The sequence below is a fragment of the Leifsonia tongyongensis genome, from assembly GCF_010686705.1.
Lineage (GTDB): Bacteria > Actinomycetota > Actinomycetes > Actinomycetales > Microbacteriaceae > Diaminobutyricibacter > Diaminobutyricibacter tongyongensis.
This window is the reverse complement of sequence record NZ_JAAGWY010000004.1, coordinates 268,025-280,611: the sequence shown is the minus strand read 5'-3', so window position 1 is coordinate 280,611 and position 12,587 is coordinate 268,025. Positions and strand designations below refer to the sequence as shown.

General features: G+C 67.0%; 14 protein-coding genes. 3 read left to right on the top strand and 11 right to left on the bottom strand.

Going from position 1 to position 12,587, the window contains the following annotated elements:
* Positions 1-75: 75 nt before the first annotated feature.
* From G3T36_RS16890 to thyX, 11 genes are all read right to left on the bottom strand, one after another.
* Positions 76-840 (bottom strand): regulatory protein RecX, encoded by a 765-nt coding sequence (locus G3T36_RS16890; protein ID WP_240148626.1) that lies wholly within the window; start codon positions 838-840, stop codon positions 76-78.
* Positions 841-845: 5 nt separating this feature from the next.
* Complete coding sequence (recA, locus tag G3T36_RS16885; protein ID WP_163290997.1) at positions 846-1,919, bottom strand: recombinase RecA; 1,074 nt, start codon at positions 1,917-1,919, stop codon at positions 846-848.
* A 169-nt stretch (positions 1,920-2,088) separates the two neighbouring features.
* Positions 2,089-2,313, bottom strand: coding sequence for a DUF3046 domain-containing protein (locus G3T36_RS16880; RefSeq protein ID WP_163290995.1), 225 nt, complete (start codon positions 2,311-2,313; stop codon positions 2,089-2,091).
* Between the two features lie 74 nt (positions 2,314-2,387).
* Positions 2,388-2,699, bottom strand: a complete 312-nt coding sequence (locus G3T36_RS16875; RefSeq protein ID WP_163290993.1) for a helix-turn-helix domain-containing protein — start codon at positions 2,697-2,699, stop codon at positions 2,388-2,390.
* A 155-nt stretch (positions 2,700-2,854) separates the two neighbouring features.
* Positions 2,855-3,367: a CinA family protein gene (locus tag G3T36_RS16870; RefSeq protein ID WP_338031619.1), complete on the bottom strand. Its 513-nt coding sequence runs from the start codon at positions 3,365-3,367 to the stop codon at positions 2,855-2,857.
* Positions 3,360-3,980 (bottom strand): CDP-diacylglycerol--glycerol-3-phosphate 3-phosphatidyltransferase, encoded by a 621-nt coding sequence (pgsA, locus tag G3T36_RS16865; RefSeq protein WP_163290992.1) that lies wholly within the window; start codon positions 3,978-3,980, stop codon positions 3,360-3,362. The genes G3T36_RS16870 and pgsA overlap by 8 nt, the downstream gene beginning before the upstream one ends.
* Positions 3,981-3,984: 4 nt before the next feature.
* Positions 3,985-6,795 (bottom strand): FtsK/SpoIIIE family DNA translocase, encoded by a 2,811-nt coding sequence (locus tag G3T36_RS16860; protein ID WP_163290990.1) that lies wholly within the window; start codon positions 6,793-6,795, stop codon positions 3,985-3,987.
* Between the two features lie 63 nt (positions 6,796-6,858).
* Positions 6,859-7,350, bottom strand: a complete 492-nt coding sequence (locus tag G3T36_RS16855) for a GNAT family N-acetyltransferase (RefSeq protein ID WP_163290988.1) — start codon at positions 7,348-7,350, stop codon at positions 6,859-6,861.
* A 193-nt stretch (positions 7,351-7,543) separates the two neighbouring features.
* Positions 7,544-9,220, bottom strand: a complete 1,677-nt coding sequence (locus tag G3T36_RS16850; RefSeq protein WP_163290987.1) for a ribonuclease J — start codon at positions 9,218-9,220, stop codon at positions 7,544-7,546.
* Positions 9,221-9,287: 67 nt separating this feature from the next.
* On the bottom strand, positions 9,288-10,265 hold the full coding sequence (gene dapA, locus G3T36_RS16845) for a 4-hydroxy-tetrahydrodipicolinate synthase (RefSeq protein ID WP_163290985.1): 978 nt from the start codon (positions 10,263-10,265) through the stop codon (positions 9,288-9,290).
* Between the two features lie 48 nt (positions 10,266-10,313).
* On the bottom strand, positions 10,314-11,024 hold the full coding sequence (gene thyX, locus G3T36_RS16840; RefSeq protein ID WP_193571352.1) for an FAD-dependent thymidylate synthase: 711 nt from the start codon (positions 11,022-11,024) through the stop codon (positions 10,314-10,316).
* Positions 11,025-11,158: 134 nt separating this feature from the next.
* Between thyX and G3T36_RS16835 the strand changes: the two genes are divergently transcribed.
* The 3 genes from G3T36_RS16835 to G3T36_RS16825 all read left to right on the top strand — a co-directional run bounded on the left by G3T36_RS16835 (position 11,159) and on the right by G3T36_RS16825 (position 12,586).
* The gene (locus tag G3T36_RS16835) at positions 11,159-11,608 is read left to right on the top strand and encodes a TlpA family protein disulfide reductase (protein ID WP_163290982.1); all 450 of its coding nucleotides are present in this window, start codon (positions 11,159-11,161) and stop codon (positions 11,606-11,608) included.
* Positions 11,592-12,065 (top strand): DUF4395 domain-containing protein, encoded by a 474-nt coding sequence (locus G3T36_RS16830; RefSeq protein WP_163290980.1) that lies wholly within the window; start codon positions 11,592-11,594, stop codon positions 12,063-12,065. Before G3T36_RS16835 ends, G3T36_RS16830 begins: the two co-directional genes overlap by 17 nt.
* Before the next feature lie 95 nt (positions 12,066-12,160).
* A complete protein-coding gene (locus tag G3T36_RS16825) occupies positions 12,161-12,586 on the top strand; it encodes an OsmC family peroxiredoxin (protein WP_163290979.1) in 426 nt (141 codons plus the stop codon).
* Position 12,587: the final 1 nt, after the last annotated feature.

The following is a 12,587-nucleotide window of genomic DNA, read 5'->3' as shown; positions in this document are numbered from 1 at the left end:
TTTACGGTCGAGCGCAGGCCTGCGCCGACCCGGGCAACCACCGGGCCCTGCACCTTCCGGCAGCGTCGTCGTGGGTCATTCGAACCGCACCCCGAATCCCTTGTGCTTCGCCATGGCGACACTGATCGCCGAGTTGATCGTGTGACCGTCGTAGCCTTTGCGCGCGAGGAAGGCGTGCACACGCCGCCTGACCACGTCGTCGTCATAGGTCGAGAGCTGCCGGATCCGCTTCATCGCGAGCTCGATGGCCCGCGCCTCTTCCTCTTCGTCGTGCAGTTCGGCCAGCGCCGACTCGATGTCGTACTCGGGGATGTGCTTGCGCTTGAGCTCCTGCTTGATGCCCGCGCTGCCGAGCCCCTTACGCTCCTGAAGCGTCGAGACCAGGTAGGTAGCGAGCGCATGATCGTCGAGCAGCCCGACGTCTTCGAGCCGATTGAGCTGAATCCTGATCGTCTCGTCGTCGATCTCGCGCTTCTTCAGGACCTGCTCCAGCTCCCACCGCGACATCCCCCGCCGCGCGAGCTGGTCGAGCGACAGTTTCGCCGCACGGTCCCGGGCCTTCTGCTCAGCATCCTTCTGCGCGTGCTCATCCTCGAGTTCGGCGTCGGACAGGTCCGAGCCGCTGATGGTCGTCACGCGTGCACGGCGAGCTGCGCCGGGCTCTTCCTTGGGCACGAATTCGCCGTTCTCATCCAGGGTGCCGCCGAAACTCGCGTCGCCGTCGGGGTCGTCGAACCGCGTGAACGCCACACGCTCGCGTGCCGGACGCCGCTGCAGGAAGACCACCGGTGCGACGTGCTCGCTGTCCTCGGAATCCGACGATGGCGGGAAGCGCACCATGCCGGTCACGCTCCCTTGCGGGCCTGGAGCTTCTCCTCGATGGACCCGACGTTCGAAGCCGGCTCTGCTACCGCGTTCGGGTCGGCCATGATTCCCAGCTTGATCTTGATCTTCGTCTCGATCTCCTCGGCGATATCGGGGTTGGAGATGAGGAAGTTGCGCGAGTTCTCTTTACCCTGGCCGAGCTGGTCGCCCTCGTACGTGTACCACGCACCCGACTTCTTGACGATGCCGTGATCGACACCGAAGTCGATCAGGCTGCCTTCGCGGGAGATCCCGACGCCGTACAGGATGTCGAACTCGGCCTGCTTGAACGGCGGCGCCATCTTGTTCTTGACGACCTTGACGCGCGTGCGGTTTCCGACCGCCTCCGTCCCGTCTTTCAGGGTCTCGATGCGACGGATGTCGAGGCGCACGGACGCATAGAACTTCAGCGCCTTGCCGCCTGCGGTGGTCTCGGGGCTGCCGAAGAAGACACCGATCTTCTCGCGGAGCTGGTTGATGAAGATCATCGTGGTGTTGGTCTGGCTGAGACCGCCGGTCAGCTTGCGGAGCGCCTGCGACATGAGTCGGGCCTGAAGGCCGACGTGCGAGTCTCCCATCTCGCCTTCGATCTCAGCACGGGGCACCAGGGCCGCGACCGAGTCGATGACGATCAGGTCGATGGAGCCGCTTCGCACGAGCATGTCGGCGATCTCGAGGGCCTGCTCACCCGTGTCGGGCTGGGAGACCAGGAGGGCGTCGATGTCGACGCCGAGCTTGCGGGCGTATTCGGGGTCGAGCGCGTGCTCGGCGTCGATGAAAGCCGCGATGCCGCCCGCCTTCTGCGCATTGGCGATCGCGTGGAGGGTCAGGGTCGTCTTACCTGACGACTCCGGACCGTAGATCTCGACGATGCGGCCACGCGGGAGGCCGCCGATGCCGAGCGCGACATCGAGTGCGATCGACCCGGTGGGCACGACCTCGACGGGAGCGCGCTCGTCGCTGCCCAGGCGCATGACGGAGCCTTTGCCAAACTGACGGTCGATCTGCGCGAGCGCAGTCTCGAGGGCCTTCTCACGATCGGCGGGTGATGGCATTTCGGTCTCTCCTTCTGGGCTTCGCTAACGAGTTCGACTGTACGCGTGGGCACCGACACTCACGCGTCGACGGGCCAGGTTGTGGACAACCCGTTTTCGATTGCCGTTGTGAAGGAGCCTATCAAGATCCGAACATACCTTCGAGAGATTCGACGGCGTGTCAGGAGCCTCAGGGCTTCGGCGCGGGCCTTCCCGCCCCGAACCAGTGCGCCTTCGGCACGTCCGTCTCGCGGCACAGCGCGAGCCAGACCTCCCGGGCCGGAATGCCGCCCGCGAGCGCCTCGACGGCCGTGCGCCCTCCGAGTTCGCCCAGCACCAGGTCGTGTGTGAGCGCGCGCCCGTACTCGACTCCGAACTCGTCAGCGACGGCGCGCTGGAACTCGCTCAACTTCATGGGACCACCTTAAGAGTTACCGCGGACATGACGGACGCCCCGGTCTCCCGGGGCGTCCGATGAAGAGAATCGAATCAGCGTGTGACGAGATCGGCGTCCATAGCCGCGACGAACTCGTCGGGGATCGTGTCGGGGATGATGGGCTCGATGCCTTCGAGCACCGCAAGGCGATCTCCCACCTCGCGCATGATCACCGAGATCGGTGTGTCCAGCGCGTCGGCCACCGAGGCGAGGATCTCGCTCGACGCCTCCTTCTGGCCCCGCTCGACCTCGCTCAAATATCCGAGTGCGACGCTCGCCTTGCTGGCGACCTGCCGCAGCGTGCGCCCCTTCTGCAGGCGGAAGTCCCTGAGCACGTCGCCGATTTCCTGACGTACAAGAATCATTGGAGCCTCCTTTTCAACCCTGCCACCACGTCGGACGATAGATCCGGATGCCCAACACTACACGCATCCATTGCTCAACGATATCGACGGCGACTGGAGTTTTCTTGTGAATCTGTCACATGTAACAGACCCGAAACAGGGGGTATTCCCGCCTGTTACATGAGGCTGATCCCGAGCTCCTTCGCGAGCTCCTCGATCGCCCTCGTCACCGTCTGCCGGCGGATCTCCGCCCGCGACCCCGACAGCGCGAGCTCGACCACTCTCGTGCGCGCACCGACCGAGACGCCGACGAAGACCGTTCCCGGCGATCGTCCGCCCTGGCCGTCCGGCCCGGCCACTCCGGTCGTCGACAGTCCCACGTCGGCCGCCCGACCCTCGACGGCCAGGCGCTCCCGTACCCCTCGCGCGAGCTGCAGGGCCACCTCCGGGTGAACCGGACCGTGCGCATCCAGCAGTCCCTGGTCGACGCCGAGCAGTGAATGCTTGAGGGCCGTTGCATAGACCACCGCTCCCCCGAGGACGGTGGCGGATGCCCCCGCCACGCGCGTGAGCTCGGCGACGAGTTCGCCGCCCGTGAGCGACTCCGCGGCGACGATCGTGAGGGAGCGCTCGATCAGTTCGCCGATCACGCGCTCGGTGAGGCCGGGAGCGTCGACCCGGTCAGGCACGACGCGCCTTCCGGCCTTTCCACGCCTGCCAGAGATAGTCGATCCCGGTGACAACGGTCAGGATGACCGCAGCGGTCATGAGGATGCCGTTGACCCAGTAGATCCAGTCGCCGAACACCGTCCACAGCGGGACGAGGGCGAACGAGATCGCGACCGACTGGACGATCGTCTTGATCTTGCCCCCACGTGAAGCCGCGATCACACCCTGCCGGATGACGACGAACCGGTAGATCGTGATCCCCACCTCGCGCACGAGGATGACGATCGTCACCCACCAGGGCAGCTCGCCGAGGATCGAGAGGGCTATGAGCGCACCCCCGGTGAGCACCTTGTCGGCGATCGGGTCGAGGAGTTTCCCCAGCTCTGTGACGAGGTTGCGCCGCCGTGCGATGGCGCCGTCGACGCCGTCCGTCGCGATCGCCAGGATGAAGAGCGCGGCTGCCGCCCAGCGGAGCCAGCCGTCCTTGCCGTCGTCGGCCAGGAGCATCCACACGAACAGCGGCGCGAGCAGGATGCGAACGACGGTGATGATGTTCGGCAGGTTCCAGTTGCTCGGGGCACGGAGCGGTTGGCCCCCCGCCGCCGCAGGCGGAGGGTTGTCGGGCACCGACATCGGTCTACTCCCTGTCGGTCAGCTGCCAGGCGTCCTCGTTCGAGTCGCCCTCCACCTCAGGATAGCCCTCGGTCATGCGCGCTACAGGGTCGCCCGCGTACTGGTCGTCATCGTCCGCGGACGGGGACGGCAGCGTCGACGGGCGCGCCTGCTCTGCGGCCGAGCTGCCACCTGGGGGTTCTTCGCCGCGCAGCCTCGCCAGCACCGACGGCAGCTGCTCCGCTGTCACGAGCACGTCGCGGGCCTTCGAGCCCTCCGACGGACCGACGATCTCGCGCGATTCGAGCAGGTCCATCAGGCGTCCGGCTTTCGCGAAGCCCACCCGGAGCTTGCGCTGCAGCATCGAGGTCGAGCCGAACTGGGTCGACACGACGAGCTCTGCGGCCGCGAGGAGCAGTTCGAGGTCGTCGCCGATGTCGGAGTCGATCTGCTTCTTCTCGGCCACGGCAGCGACATCCTGCCGGTACTCCGGGCGCGCCTGGCGCGTGACGTGGTCGACGACCTTCTGGATCTCCGACTCGCTGACCCAGGCCCCCTGGACACGCACCGCCTTCGAGGCGCCCATGGGCAGGAAGAGGCCGTCGCCCTGGCCGATCAGCTTGTCGGCGCCAGGCTGGTCGAGGATGACCCGCGAGTCCGTGACGCTCGTGACCGCGAACGCGAGCCGGGACGGCACATTCGCCTTGATGAGGCCGGTGACGACGTCGACGGACGGGCGCTGGGTGGCGAGCACCAGGTGGATTCCGGATGCGCGCGCCAGCTGGGTGATGCGCACGATCGAGTCCTCGACATCACGCGGAGCGACCATCATCAGGTCGGCGAGCTCGTCGACGACGACCAGCAGGTACGGATACGGCTTGAGCTTGCGCTCGCTTCCGGCCGGGAGCACGATCTCGTCGTTGACGACCGCCTTGTTGAAGTCGTCGATATGGCGATAGCCGAAGCTCGCCAGGTCGTCGTATCGCATGTCCATCTCTTTGACGACCCACTGCAGCGCTTCCGCCGCTTTCTTGGGGTTGGTGATGATGGGCGTGATGAGGTGCGGGACGCCGGCGTAGATCGTCAGCTCGACGCGCTTGGGGTCGATGAGGACCATCCGCACGTCGGCGGGTTTCGCGCGCATCAGCAGGCTGGTGATCATCGAGTTGACGAAGCTCGACTTGCCGGAACCGGTCGAGCCCGCCACGAGCAGGTGGGGCATCTTCGCCAGGTTCGCGACGATGTAGCCTCCGCCCACATCTTTGCCGACGCCGATCGTCATCGGGTGCACGCTCTTCGTCGCAGCAGCCGAGCGGAGCACGTCACCGAGCGACACGATCTCGCGGTCGCTGTTCGGGATCTCGACACCGATCGCGCTCTTGCCCGGGATCGGCGAGAGGATCCGCACCTCGTTGCTGGCGACCGAGTACGAGAGGTTCTTGCTGAGGGCGGTCACACGTTCGACCTTGACGCCCGGCCCGAGTTCGATCTCGTACTGGGTGACGGTCGGGCCGCGCGAGAAGCCGGTGACTTTCGCATCCACCTGGAACTGGTCGAGCACTTCGGTGATCGACTTGACCACCTCGTCGTTGGCGGCCGACCGTGTCTTCGCGGGCGAGCCCGCCGACAGGATGGTCGGGGCGGGAAGCCGGTAGGGCGCGGGCGGCACCGGGACCAGCGGCTTCGCGGCTCCCGCGGCCACCTCGTCGAAGTCGGCCTGCGCATCCGTGGAGAACCCGGGGAGCACCTCTGTCGCGCCGTCGGGTCGCAGACCGGTCGGATGCTGGCCGGCAGCCGCGACCTCGCCCGTGAACCGCTTGACCGCGTCTTCCGCATGGCGCAACTCGTCGAGCACCTCGGTACCGTAATGGTCGGACGCGGGATCCGGCTCGATCGCCGACGCGAACTCGCCGTTTCCCGCCTTCGCCGGCGTGCCGAGAAGGGCCGTGAAGTCTTCGGCGATGACCGGGCTGTCGAAGGCGGGATCGTCTTCACGCTGGGACTTGTTGCGTCGCCACCAGGGAAGGTTCGCCTCGTCGACCGGCTCGTCGACACCGTCGAGCTCGACCTGCTGGGTCTTCGCCTCCTTCGCGGCCTTCCGCTCCTCTTCCGTCGGCAGTTGCGCGCCGAAAAGGTAGGCGTACAGCTCGCGGATGCGCGCCCCGACCTTGTTGGGCGGTGTCTTCGTGATGATGAAGAGGCTGAGCACCAGCAGGAGACCGATGACGATCCCCGCACCGACGGATGTGAGCAGGGCTGTCAGCGGCCAGGCCAGGAGCCACCCGAGTACACCGCCCGCGGTCGCCAGCTCCGCGATGCCGTCGGACGGCACCGGATGCGCACTGAACACATGGCACAGCCCCGAGATCGAGACGAGCAGGATGCCGAGCCCGATGCCGATGCGCGTGTTGTCGTGGACCGAACTGGGATGCCGGAACAGCCAGGCCGCGAACAGGACCATGACCACGGGAAGGGCGTAGGCGACCCGGCCGAAGAGGCCGCCGAACGTCCAGACCTCGAGCGTCTGCGCCACCGTGTTGTCGATCAGGAACCACTCGACGATCGCGCCTGCGATCGCGAGGAGGAAAAGGAAGAAGGGGATGCCGTCACGGCGCTCCTCCTTGGCGAACTTCTCAGGGCCGAGCGCCCGGAAGGCTCCCCCGACCATATGTGCGAGCGCCATCCACAACCGCACGAGAAGACCGGGCTTCGGCTCGGCCGAGGGATACTTCACCGTCTTCTGTGCAGCGGTGTTCGCGGCAGGCTTGCGCGCCGCCGAACCGCCGCGCGCGGGGGTGTTGCGGGCGCGAGAAGTCGACTTGGTGCTCGTAGCCATGCGAACACGGTACTTCGAGCCGCCGTCATTGCGTCGGAAGGGCGCGGGGTGTCACTCCGCAGGTCAGCGGAGGGTGGCGACCATCGTGTCCGAGGATTCACCGGACTCGACCGTTATGTAGCCCTCGCTCACATAGAGACGGTGGGCGAAATTCGCCCGCTCCACGCTCAGGCTGAGCCGGGAATGCCCGGCGGCGCGCGCCTGCCTGGTGATCGCCTTGAGCAGGGCGCGTCCGATGCCCTGCGCACGCCACTGCGGATTCACACCGAGCGTCAGCTCAGGGACCCCGACGGCGACGAAACCGTAGCCGGGCGCGTTCGGGGGGAACAGTCGACCCCAGCACGCGCCGATCGGAATGCCATGGGAATCGATTGCGACCGAGCCGAAGTCGCCGGGGCGTCGCCAGCCGGCGATATAACGGGACACGTTCGGATCATCGAGGATCGCGACACGCGGGCGAGCGCGGGTCACGTTCCAGTTCGCGGCCTCGACCAGCATGTCGCCCATGAAACGGGCATCTGCCGGGGTCGCATTGCGGATCTCGAACCCTCCCATAGCGGGAGCGTACTCGCCGAGTGTTTCCGGCCTATTTCGTCGTCGAAGATCGTCACAATCCCGTCGCCGCACTAATTAGTCCCGGGCGCACGTGTACGTACGCGTGCGCTCGGGAGCAAGTAGTGCGGCGAGCGGGATGGTGGGGTGGTGGTCGAGGCTACGCCTCGATGCGGTGCTTGCTGGTGGTCGAGGCTTACGCCTCGATCACCAACGGCACGATCATCGGGCGGCGGCGGTAGCTCGTGTTCACCCAGCGACCGACCGTGCGGCGCACGACCTGGCTGAGAGCGCGCGAGTCGCGGACGCCGTTGTGGGCCGCATCCGCGAGGGCTGCGGCGATCTTCGGCTTCACGTCGTCGAAGACGGCGTCGTCTTCGGCGAAACCCTTGGCGTGGATCTCGGGGCCGGTGATGATGCGGCCGCTGGCCGCGTCGACAACGACGATGATCGAGATGAATCCTTCTTCGCCGAGGATCCTGCGGTCCTTGAGGTCCGCATCCGTGATCTCGCCGACGCTCGAGCCATCGACGTAGACGTAGCCGACGTCGAGCTGGCCGACCACGCGTGCGACCCCGTCACGCAGGTCGATGACGGTGCCGTCTTCGGCGATGATCGTGTTCTCCACCGGCACGCCGGTGTCCATCGCGAGAGCAGCGTTGGCCACGAGGTGGCGGTATTCGCCGTGGACCGGCATGACATTCTTCGGCTTCACGATGTTGTAGCAGTAGAGCAGCTCCCCCGCCGCGGCGTGCCCGGAGACGTGCACCTTCGCGTTGCCCTTGTGCACCACGCTCGCGCCGAGCTTCGTGAGGCCGTCGATCACGCGGTAGACGGCGTTCTCGTTGCCGGGGATCAGGCTCGAAGCGAGGATGACCGTGTCACCGGGCCCGATCTCGATCTGGTGGTCGAGGTTGGCCATCCGTGCGAGCACAGCCATCGGCTCGCCCTGCGAACCCGTCGACATGTAGACGATGCGGTCGTCCGGCAGGTCGGCCGCCTTCTTGTAGTCGATGAGCACGCCCTCGGGCACCTTCAGGTAGCCGAGGTCGGCGGCGATGCCCATGTTGCGCACCATGGAGCGGCCGAGGAAGGCCACACGCCTTCCGTTCTCTTCCGCAGCATCGAGCACCTGCTGCACCCGGTGCACGTGGCTCGAGAAGCTCGCGACGATGACGCGCCTCGGCGCGCGGGCGATGACGTTGTCGAGCACCGGCCCGATCGAACGCTCGAGCGGCGTGAACCCCGGGACGTCGGCGTTGGTCGAGTCCGCCATGAAGAGGTCGACGCCCTTCTCACCGAGGCGAGCGAACGCACGCAGGTCGGTGATGCGGTCGTCGAGAGGGAGCTGGTCCATCTTGAAGTCGCCCGTGTGCAGGACGACTCCGGCGTCTGTGGTGATGGCCACGGCGAGCGCATCCGGAATCGAGTGGTTGACGGCCACGAACTCGAGCGAGAACGGGCCGAGCTGTTCGTGCTCGCCCTCCCTCACGGTCAGGGTGTACGGCTGGATGCGGTGCTCCTTGAGCTTCGCCTCCACGAAGGCCAGCGTGAGCCCCGACCCGATCAGCGGAATGTCCGCGCGCAGGCGGAGGAGGTACGGCACCGCGCCGATGTGGTCCTCGTGACCGTGGGTGAGCACGACGCCGACGATGTCGTCGAGCCGGTCACGGATGGGCGCGAAATCGGGGAGGATCAGGTCGACGCCGGGCTGGTTCTCCTCAGGGAACAGCACGCCGCAGTCGACGATGAGGATCTTGCCGTCGAACTCGAAGACCGTCATGTTGCGGCCGATCTCGCCCAGCCCACCGGTGGGGATGATCCTGAGGGTGCCCGGTTCGAGTGCGGGCGGGTCGGAGACGAGGTTGGGCATGTGCCCTCCTAGGTGTTGTGCGGGCGCGAAGCGCTCCTGGTGGTGCGGTCCGGGCAGTGGCCAGGACCTAACGTGTTGTGCCGGCGATTCGTGGGAGTGCTCCACCGGCCGCGGCGTTGCGGTCGGGCCGGAAGTTGCGGAAGTCGACGCCGGGGATGTCGGTGACGAGGTCGATCTCGTCCTCGATCTGGGCGGCCTCCCACTCCTCGGGGCCGACGAGGGGCAGGCGGACCCGCGGGCTGCCGATCCGGCCGAGCCCGTGGAGGATGTACTTCGCCGCGACCGTGCCGGGGACGTGGGTCATCACGGCCCGGACCAGGGGTTCGAGTTTCCGGTGCGCTGCGGTTGCGGTGGCGAGGTCGCCGGCGTTGACCGCATCCACGATCTGGCGGTACGGCCTGGCCGCGATGTTCGCCGTCACGCCGATCAGCCCGGACGCGCCGATCGACAGGTGCGGGAGCACGTTTGCGTCGTCGCCGGAGAAATACAGGAGGTCGGTCTGGTTGAGTACGCGGCTGACCTCGCTGAAGTCGCCCTTCGCATCCTTGATCGCGAGGATGTTCGGGTGCTTGGCGGCGCGCAGGATCGTCTCGTATTTGATGGGAACACCGGTGCGTCCCGGGATGTCGTACAGGATGACGGGAAGATCGGTCGCGTCGGCGATCATGCGGAAATGCGTCAGGATGCCGGCCTGGGTCGGCTTGTTGTAGTACGGGGTCACGATCATGACGCCGTCGGCGCCCGCCTTCTCGCTCTGCTGGTAGAGCTGGATGGCGTGCGCGGTCTCGTTGGACCCCCCGCCGGTGATGATTTTCGCCCGGCCTGCGGAGACCGCCTTTCCGACCTCGACGAGCCGCAGCTTCTCCGGGTCGGTCAGTGTCGACGTCTCACCGGTGGTCCCGGTGACGACGATGCCGTCGGCGCCGTCATTGATGACGTCGTCCATGTGCTTCTCGACCCCGGCCCAGTCGACCTCGCCGTCGGCGGTGAACGGCGTGACCAGGGCGACCAGGACCTGGCCGAACGGATTCGCAGAGTCAGACATGTTGTACAGGCTATCGCCTCGGGGTGATCGGAACAGCGCGCGGAACGGTCAGGGGGCGACTCGCCCATTCGCCTCGAATGCCGCATGGGTGAGCGGCATCAGCCGGGCCCACAGCGCCTCCATCTGCTCCGCGCACATCTCGATCTCGCGCTGCGGGAACGACGGGAAATGCGACTCGGGCCGCCGGGTGCGCAGCGAGAGGAAGTTCATCAGCGAACGGGCATTCATCGTGACGTACATGGAGGAGTAGATGTTCAGCGGCAGCACGATCCGGGCGACCTCGCGCGCGACACCGGCTTCGAGCATCCGCTGGTAGGCCTCGAACGCGAGCCGGGATGCCGTCATCGTCTGCTGCTCGACCAGAGCGGACTGCTCGGCCGAGCCCGGAGAGAATTCGTAGGCGCCCGGTTTGCCGGTCTGGACGAGGCGCCGGTCGGCGTCCGGCACGTAGAAGACGGGCCGCAGCTCGCGGTACCGCCCCGACTCCTCGTTGTACGACGCGATCCGATGGCGCATGAACTCGCGGAAGACGAAGATCGGGGCCTGCACGTAGAACGTCATCGAGTTGTGCTCGAACGGCGAACCGTGACGGTCGCGCATGAGGTAGTTGATCAGGCCACGGTCGCGCGCGATGTCGGTGTCGGTCTCGCTGCCGTCGAGCCTGCTCTGCTCCAGGGTCTGTTCGCCCTGCGTCGAGACGCGGGCCGCGAACAGCACGTCGGAGTCGTGGGCGCTCGAGCGCACGAGCTCCACGGTCATCTCGGAACGGAACTCGATCTCGGGCACCCGCCAACACTATCCGGCCCGGGCACCAGGGGCAGGAGCGACGTGCGCGTAACGCCACGTCACACTCGGCACGGAGGCCCCGTCGCGCGCGTAGTGTCGGCGACACCATGAACGGGCTCGCCTCCCTCGCCATCGTGCTCGGCCTCGTCGCCGTCAGCACGGTGATCGGCCTGCTCTGGCGGTCGCGGACGGGCCGGGTGCTCGAACGCACGGATGCGCACACTGTGGTGACGGCCGAGGGACTGGACTCACCGCATCCGTTCGGAGCGGCGGCGACCCTCCTCCAGTTCTCGACGGAGTTCTGCGCACCGTGCCGCAGCACCGCGGTCGTCCTCGGCGAACTGAGCGCGGAGCGCGATGGCGTCGCGCACGTCGAGATCGACCTCACCGCGCGTCCGGAGCTCGCGCGTGAGTACAACATCCTCCAGACCCCCACAACGTTCCTCGTCGACGGATCGGGCGTCGTCCGCGCCCGCATCGGCGGGGCGCCACGGCGCGAGGATCTTCGCGCCGCACTCGACGACCTCATCGGGAGAGCTCATGCCACAACAGCCTGACGCCGGGATCGACCCACGGAGCCCTCGCTTCGGCGCGGGAATCACCGCCGTGCTCCTCCTCGTCACGATCTTCCTGGGGCTCGCCGGACTCGACATCGCCGCGTTCGTCGTGCTCCTGGTCGTCTCGCTCCTGTTCGCCTGGGGTGCTTTCGCCGGCATCCAGCTGCACCCGTACGGGGTGCTGTTCCGGGCGTTCGTGCGACCCAGGCTCGGTCCTCCCGCCGAACGCGAGGACCCGGCGCCGCCGACGTTCGCGCAGGGGGTCGGCTTCGTGATCACCGCCCTCGGGCTCGTGCTCGCGCTGTTCGGTGTCCCGTATGCCGTCGTGGTGGCGGCCGCTCTCGCCTTCGTCGCGGCGTTCCTCAACGCGGTGTTCGGCTACTGCCTCGGCTGCCAGATCTACCTGCTGCTGGTCCGCGCAGGCGTGATCCGCCGGGCGCACACAGACGCCGCGTGACCGCAGGCTGGTAATCGCCTGCATCCCTCCGACGAGGAACCACTCCGTCGATAGGCTGGGAAACCATCTGCCGGCAATCCTGAGGAGGATCCCCCATGGCGCTCACGAGCGAATCGACGACCGTTTGGAACGGTGACCTGAAGTCCGGTTCGGGCACTCTCACCCTGGATTCGTCTCGCGCCGCCGAGTTCCCGGTCAGCTGGGCTGCACGATCCGAGGGCCGCGAGGGCATCACCAACCCCGAGGAGCTTCTCGGCGCTGCGCATTCCGCCTGCTTCGCCATGGCGTTCTCGAACATCCTGGCCTCGTTCGGCACGGCGCCGGAGAGCATCCAGGTGACGGCGGCGGTAACGTTCGACCCCGCATCCGGGATCACCGGAAGCCACCTGCTCGTCAACGCGAAGGTCCCCGGGATCGGCGAAGAGGACTTCCAGCGCCTCGCCGAGGAAGCCAAGTCGACGTGCCCGGTCTCCCGGGCACTCGTGGGCATCCCGATCACGATCGAAGCCGACCTCGCCTGAG

What these genes read in the sequence shown, in the direction of transcription:
- G3T36_RS16850 (WP_163290987.1), bottom strand. Translation starts at nt 9,220, where the DNA reads ATGCCCAACCTCGTCTCCGACCCGCCCGCACTCGAACCGGGCACCCTC.
- dapA (WP_163290985.1), bottom strand. Translation starts at nt 10,265, where the DNA reads ATGTCTGACTCTGCGAATCCGTTCGGCCAGGTCCTGGTCGCCCTGGTC.
- G3T36_RS16890 (WP_240148626.1), bottom strand. Translation starts at nt 840, where the DNA reads ATGGTGCGCTTCCCGCCATCGTCGGATTCCGAGGACAGCGAGCACGTC.
- G3T36_RS16825 (WP_163290979.1), top strand. Translation starts at nt 12,161, where the DNA reads ATGGCGCTCACGAGCGAATCGACGACCGTTTGGAACGGTGACCTGAAG.
- G3T36_RS16860 (WP_163290990.1), bottom strand. Translation starts at nt 6,795, where the DNA reads ATGGCTACGAGCACCAAGTCGACTTCTCGCGCCCGCAACACCCCCGCG.
- G3T36_RS16830 (WP_163290980.1), top strand. Translation starts at nt 11,592, where the DNA reads ATGCCACAACAGCCTGACGCCGGGATCGACCCACGGAGCCCTCGCTTC.
- G3T36_RS16875 (WP_163290993.1), bottom strand. Translation starts at nt 2,699, where the DNA reads ATGATTCTTGTACGTCAGGAAATCGGCGACGTGCTCAGGGACTTCCGC.
- pgsA (WP_163290992.1), bottom strand. Translation starts at nt 3,980, where the DNA reads ATGTCGGTGCCCGACAACCCTCCGCCTGCGGCGGCGGGGGGCCAACCG.
- G3T36_RS16835 (WP_163290982.1), top strand. Translation starts at nt 11,159, where the DNA reads ATGAACGGGCTCGCCTCCCTCGCCATCGTGCTCGGCCTCGTCGCCGTC.
- recA (WP_163290997.1), bottom strand. Translation starts at nt 1,919, where the DNA reads ATGCCATCACCCGCCGATCGTGAGAAGGCCCTCGAGACTGCGCTCGCG.
- G3T36_RS16880 (WP_163290995.1), bottom strand. Translation starts at nt 2,313, where the DNA reads ATGAAGTTGAGCGAGTTCCAGCGCGCCGTCGCTGACGAGTTCGGAGTC.
- G3T36_RS16855 (WP_163290988.1), bottom strand. Translation starts at nt 7,350, where the DNA reads ATGGGAGGGTTCGAGATCCGCAATGCGACCCCGGCAGATGCCCGTTTC.
- thyX (WP_193571352.1), bottom strand. Translation starts at nt 11,024, where the DNA reads ATGACCGTGGAGCTCGTGCGCTCGAGCGCCCACGACTCCGACGTGCTG.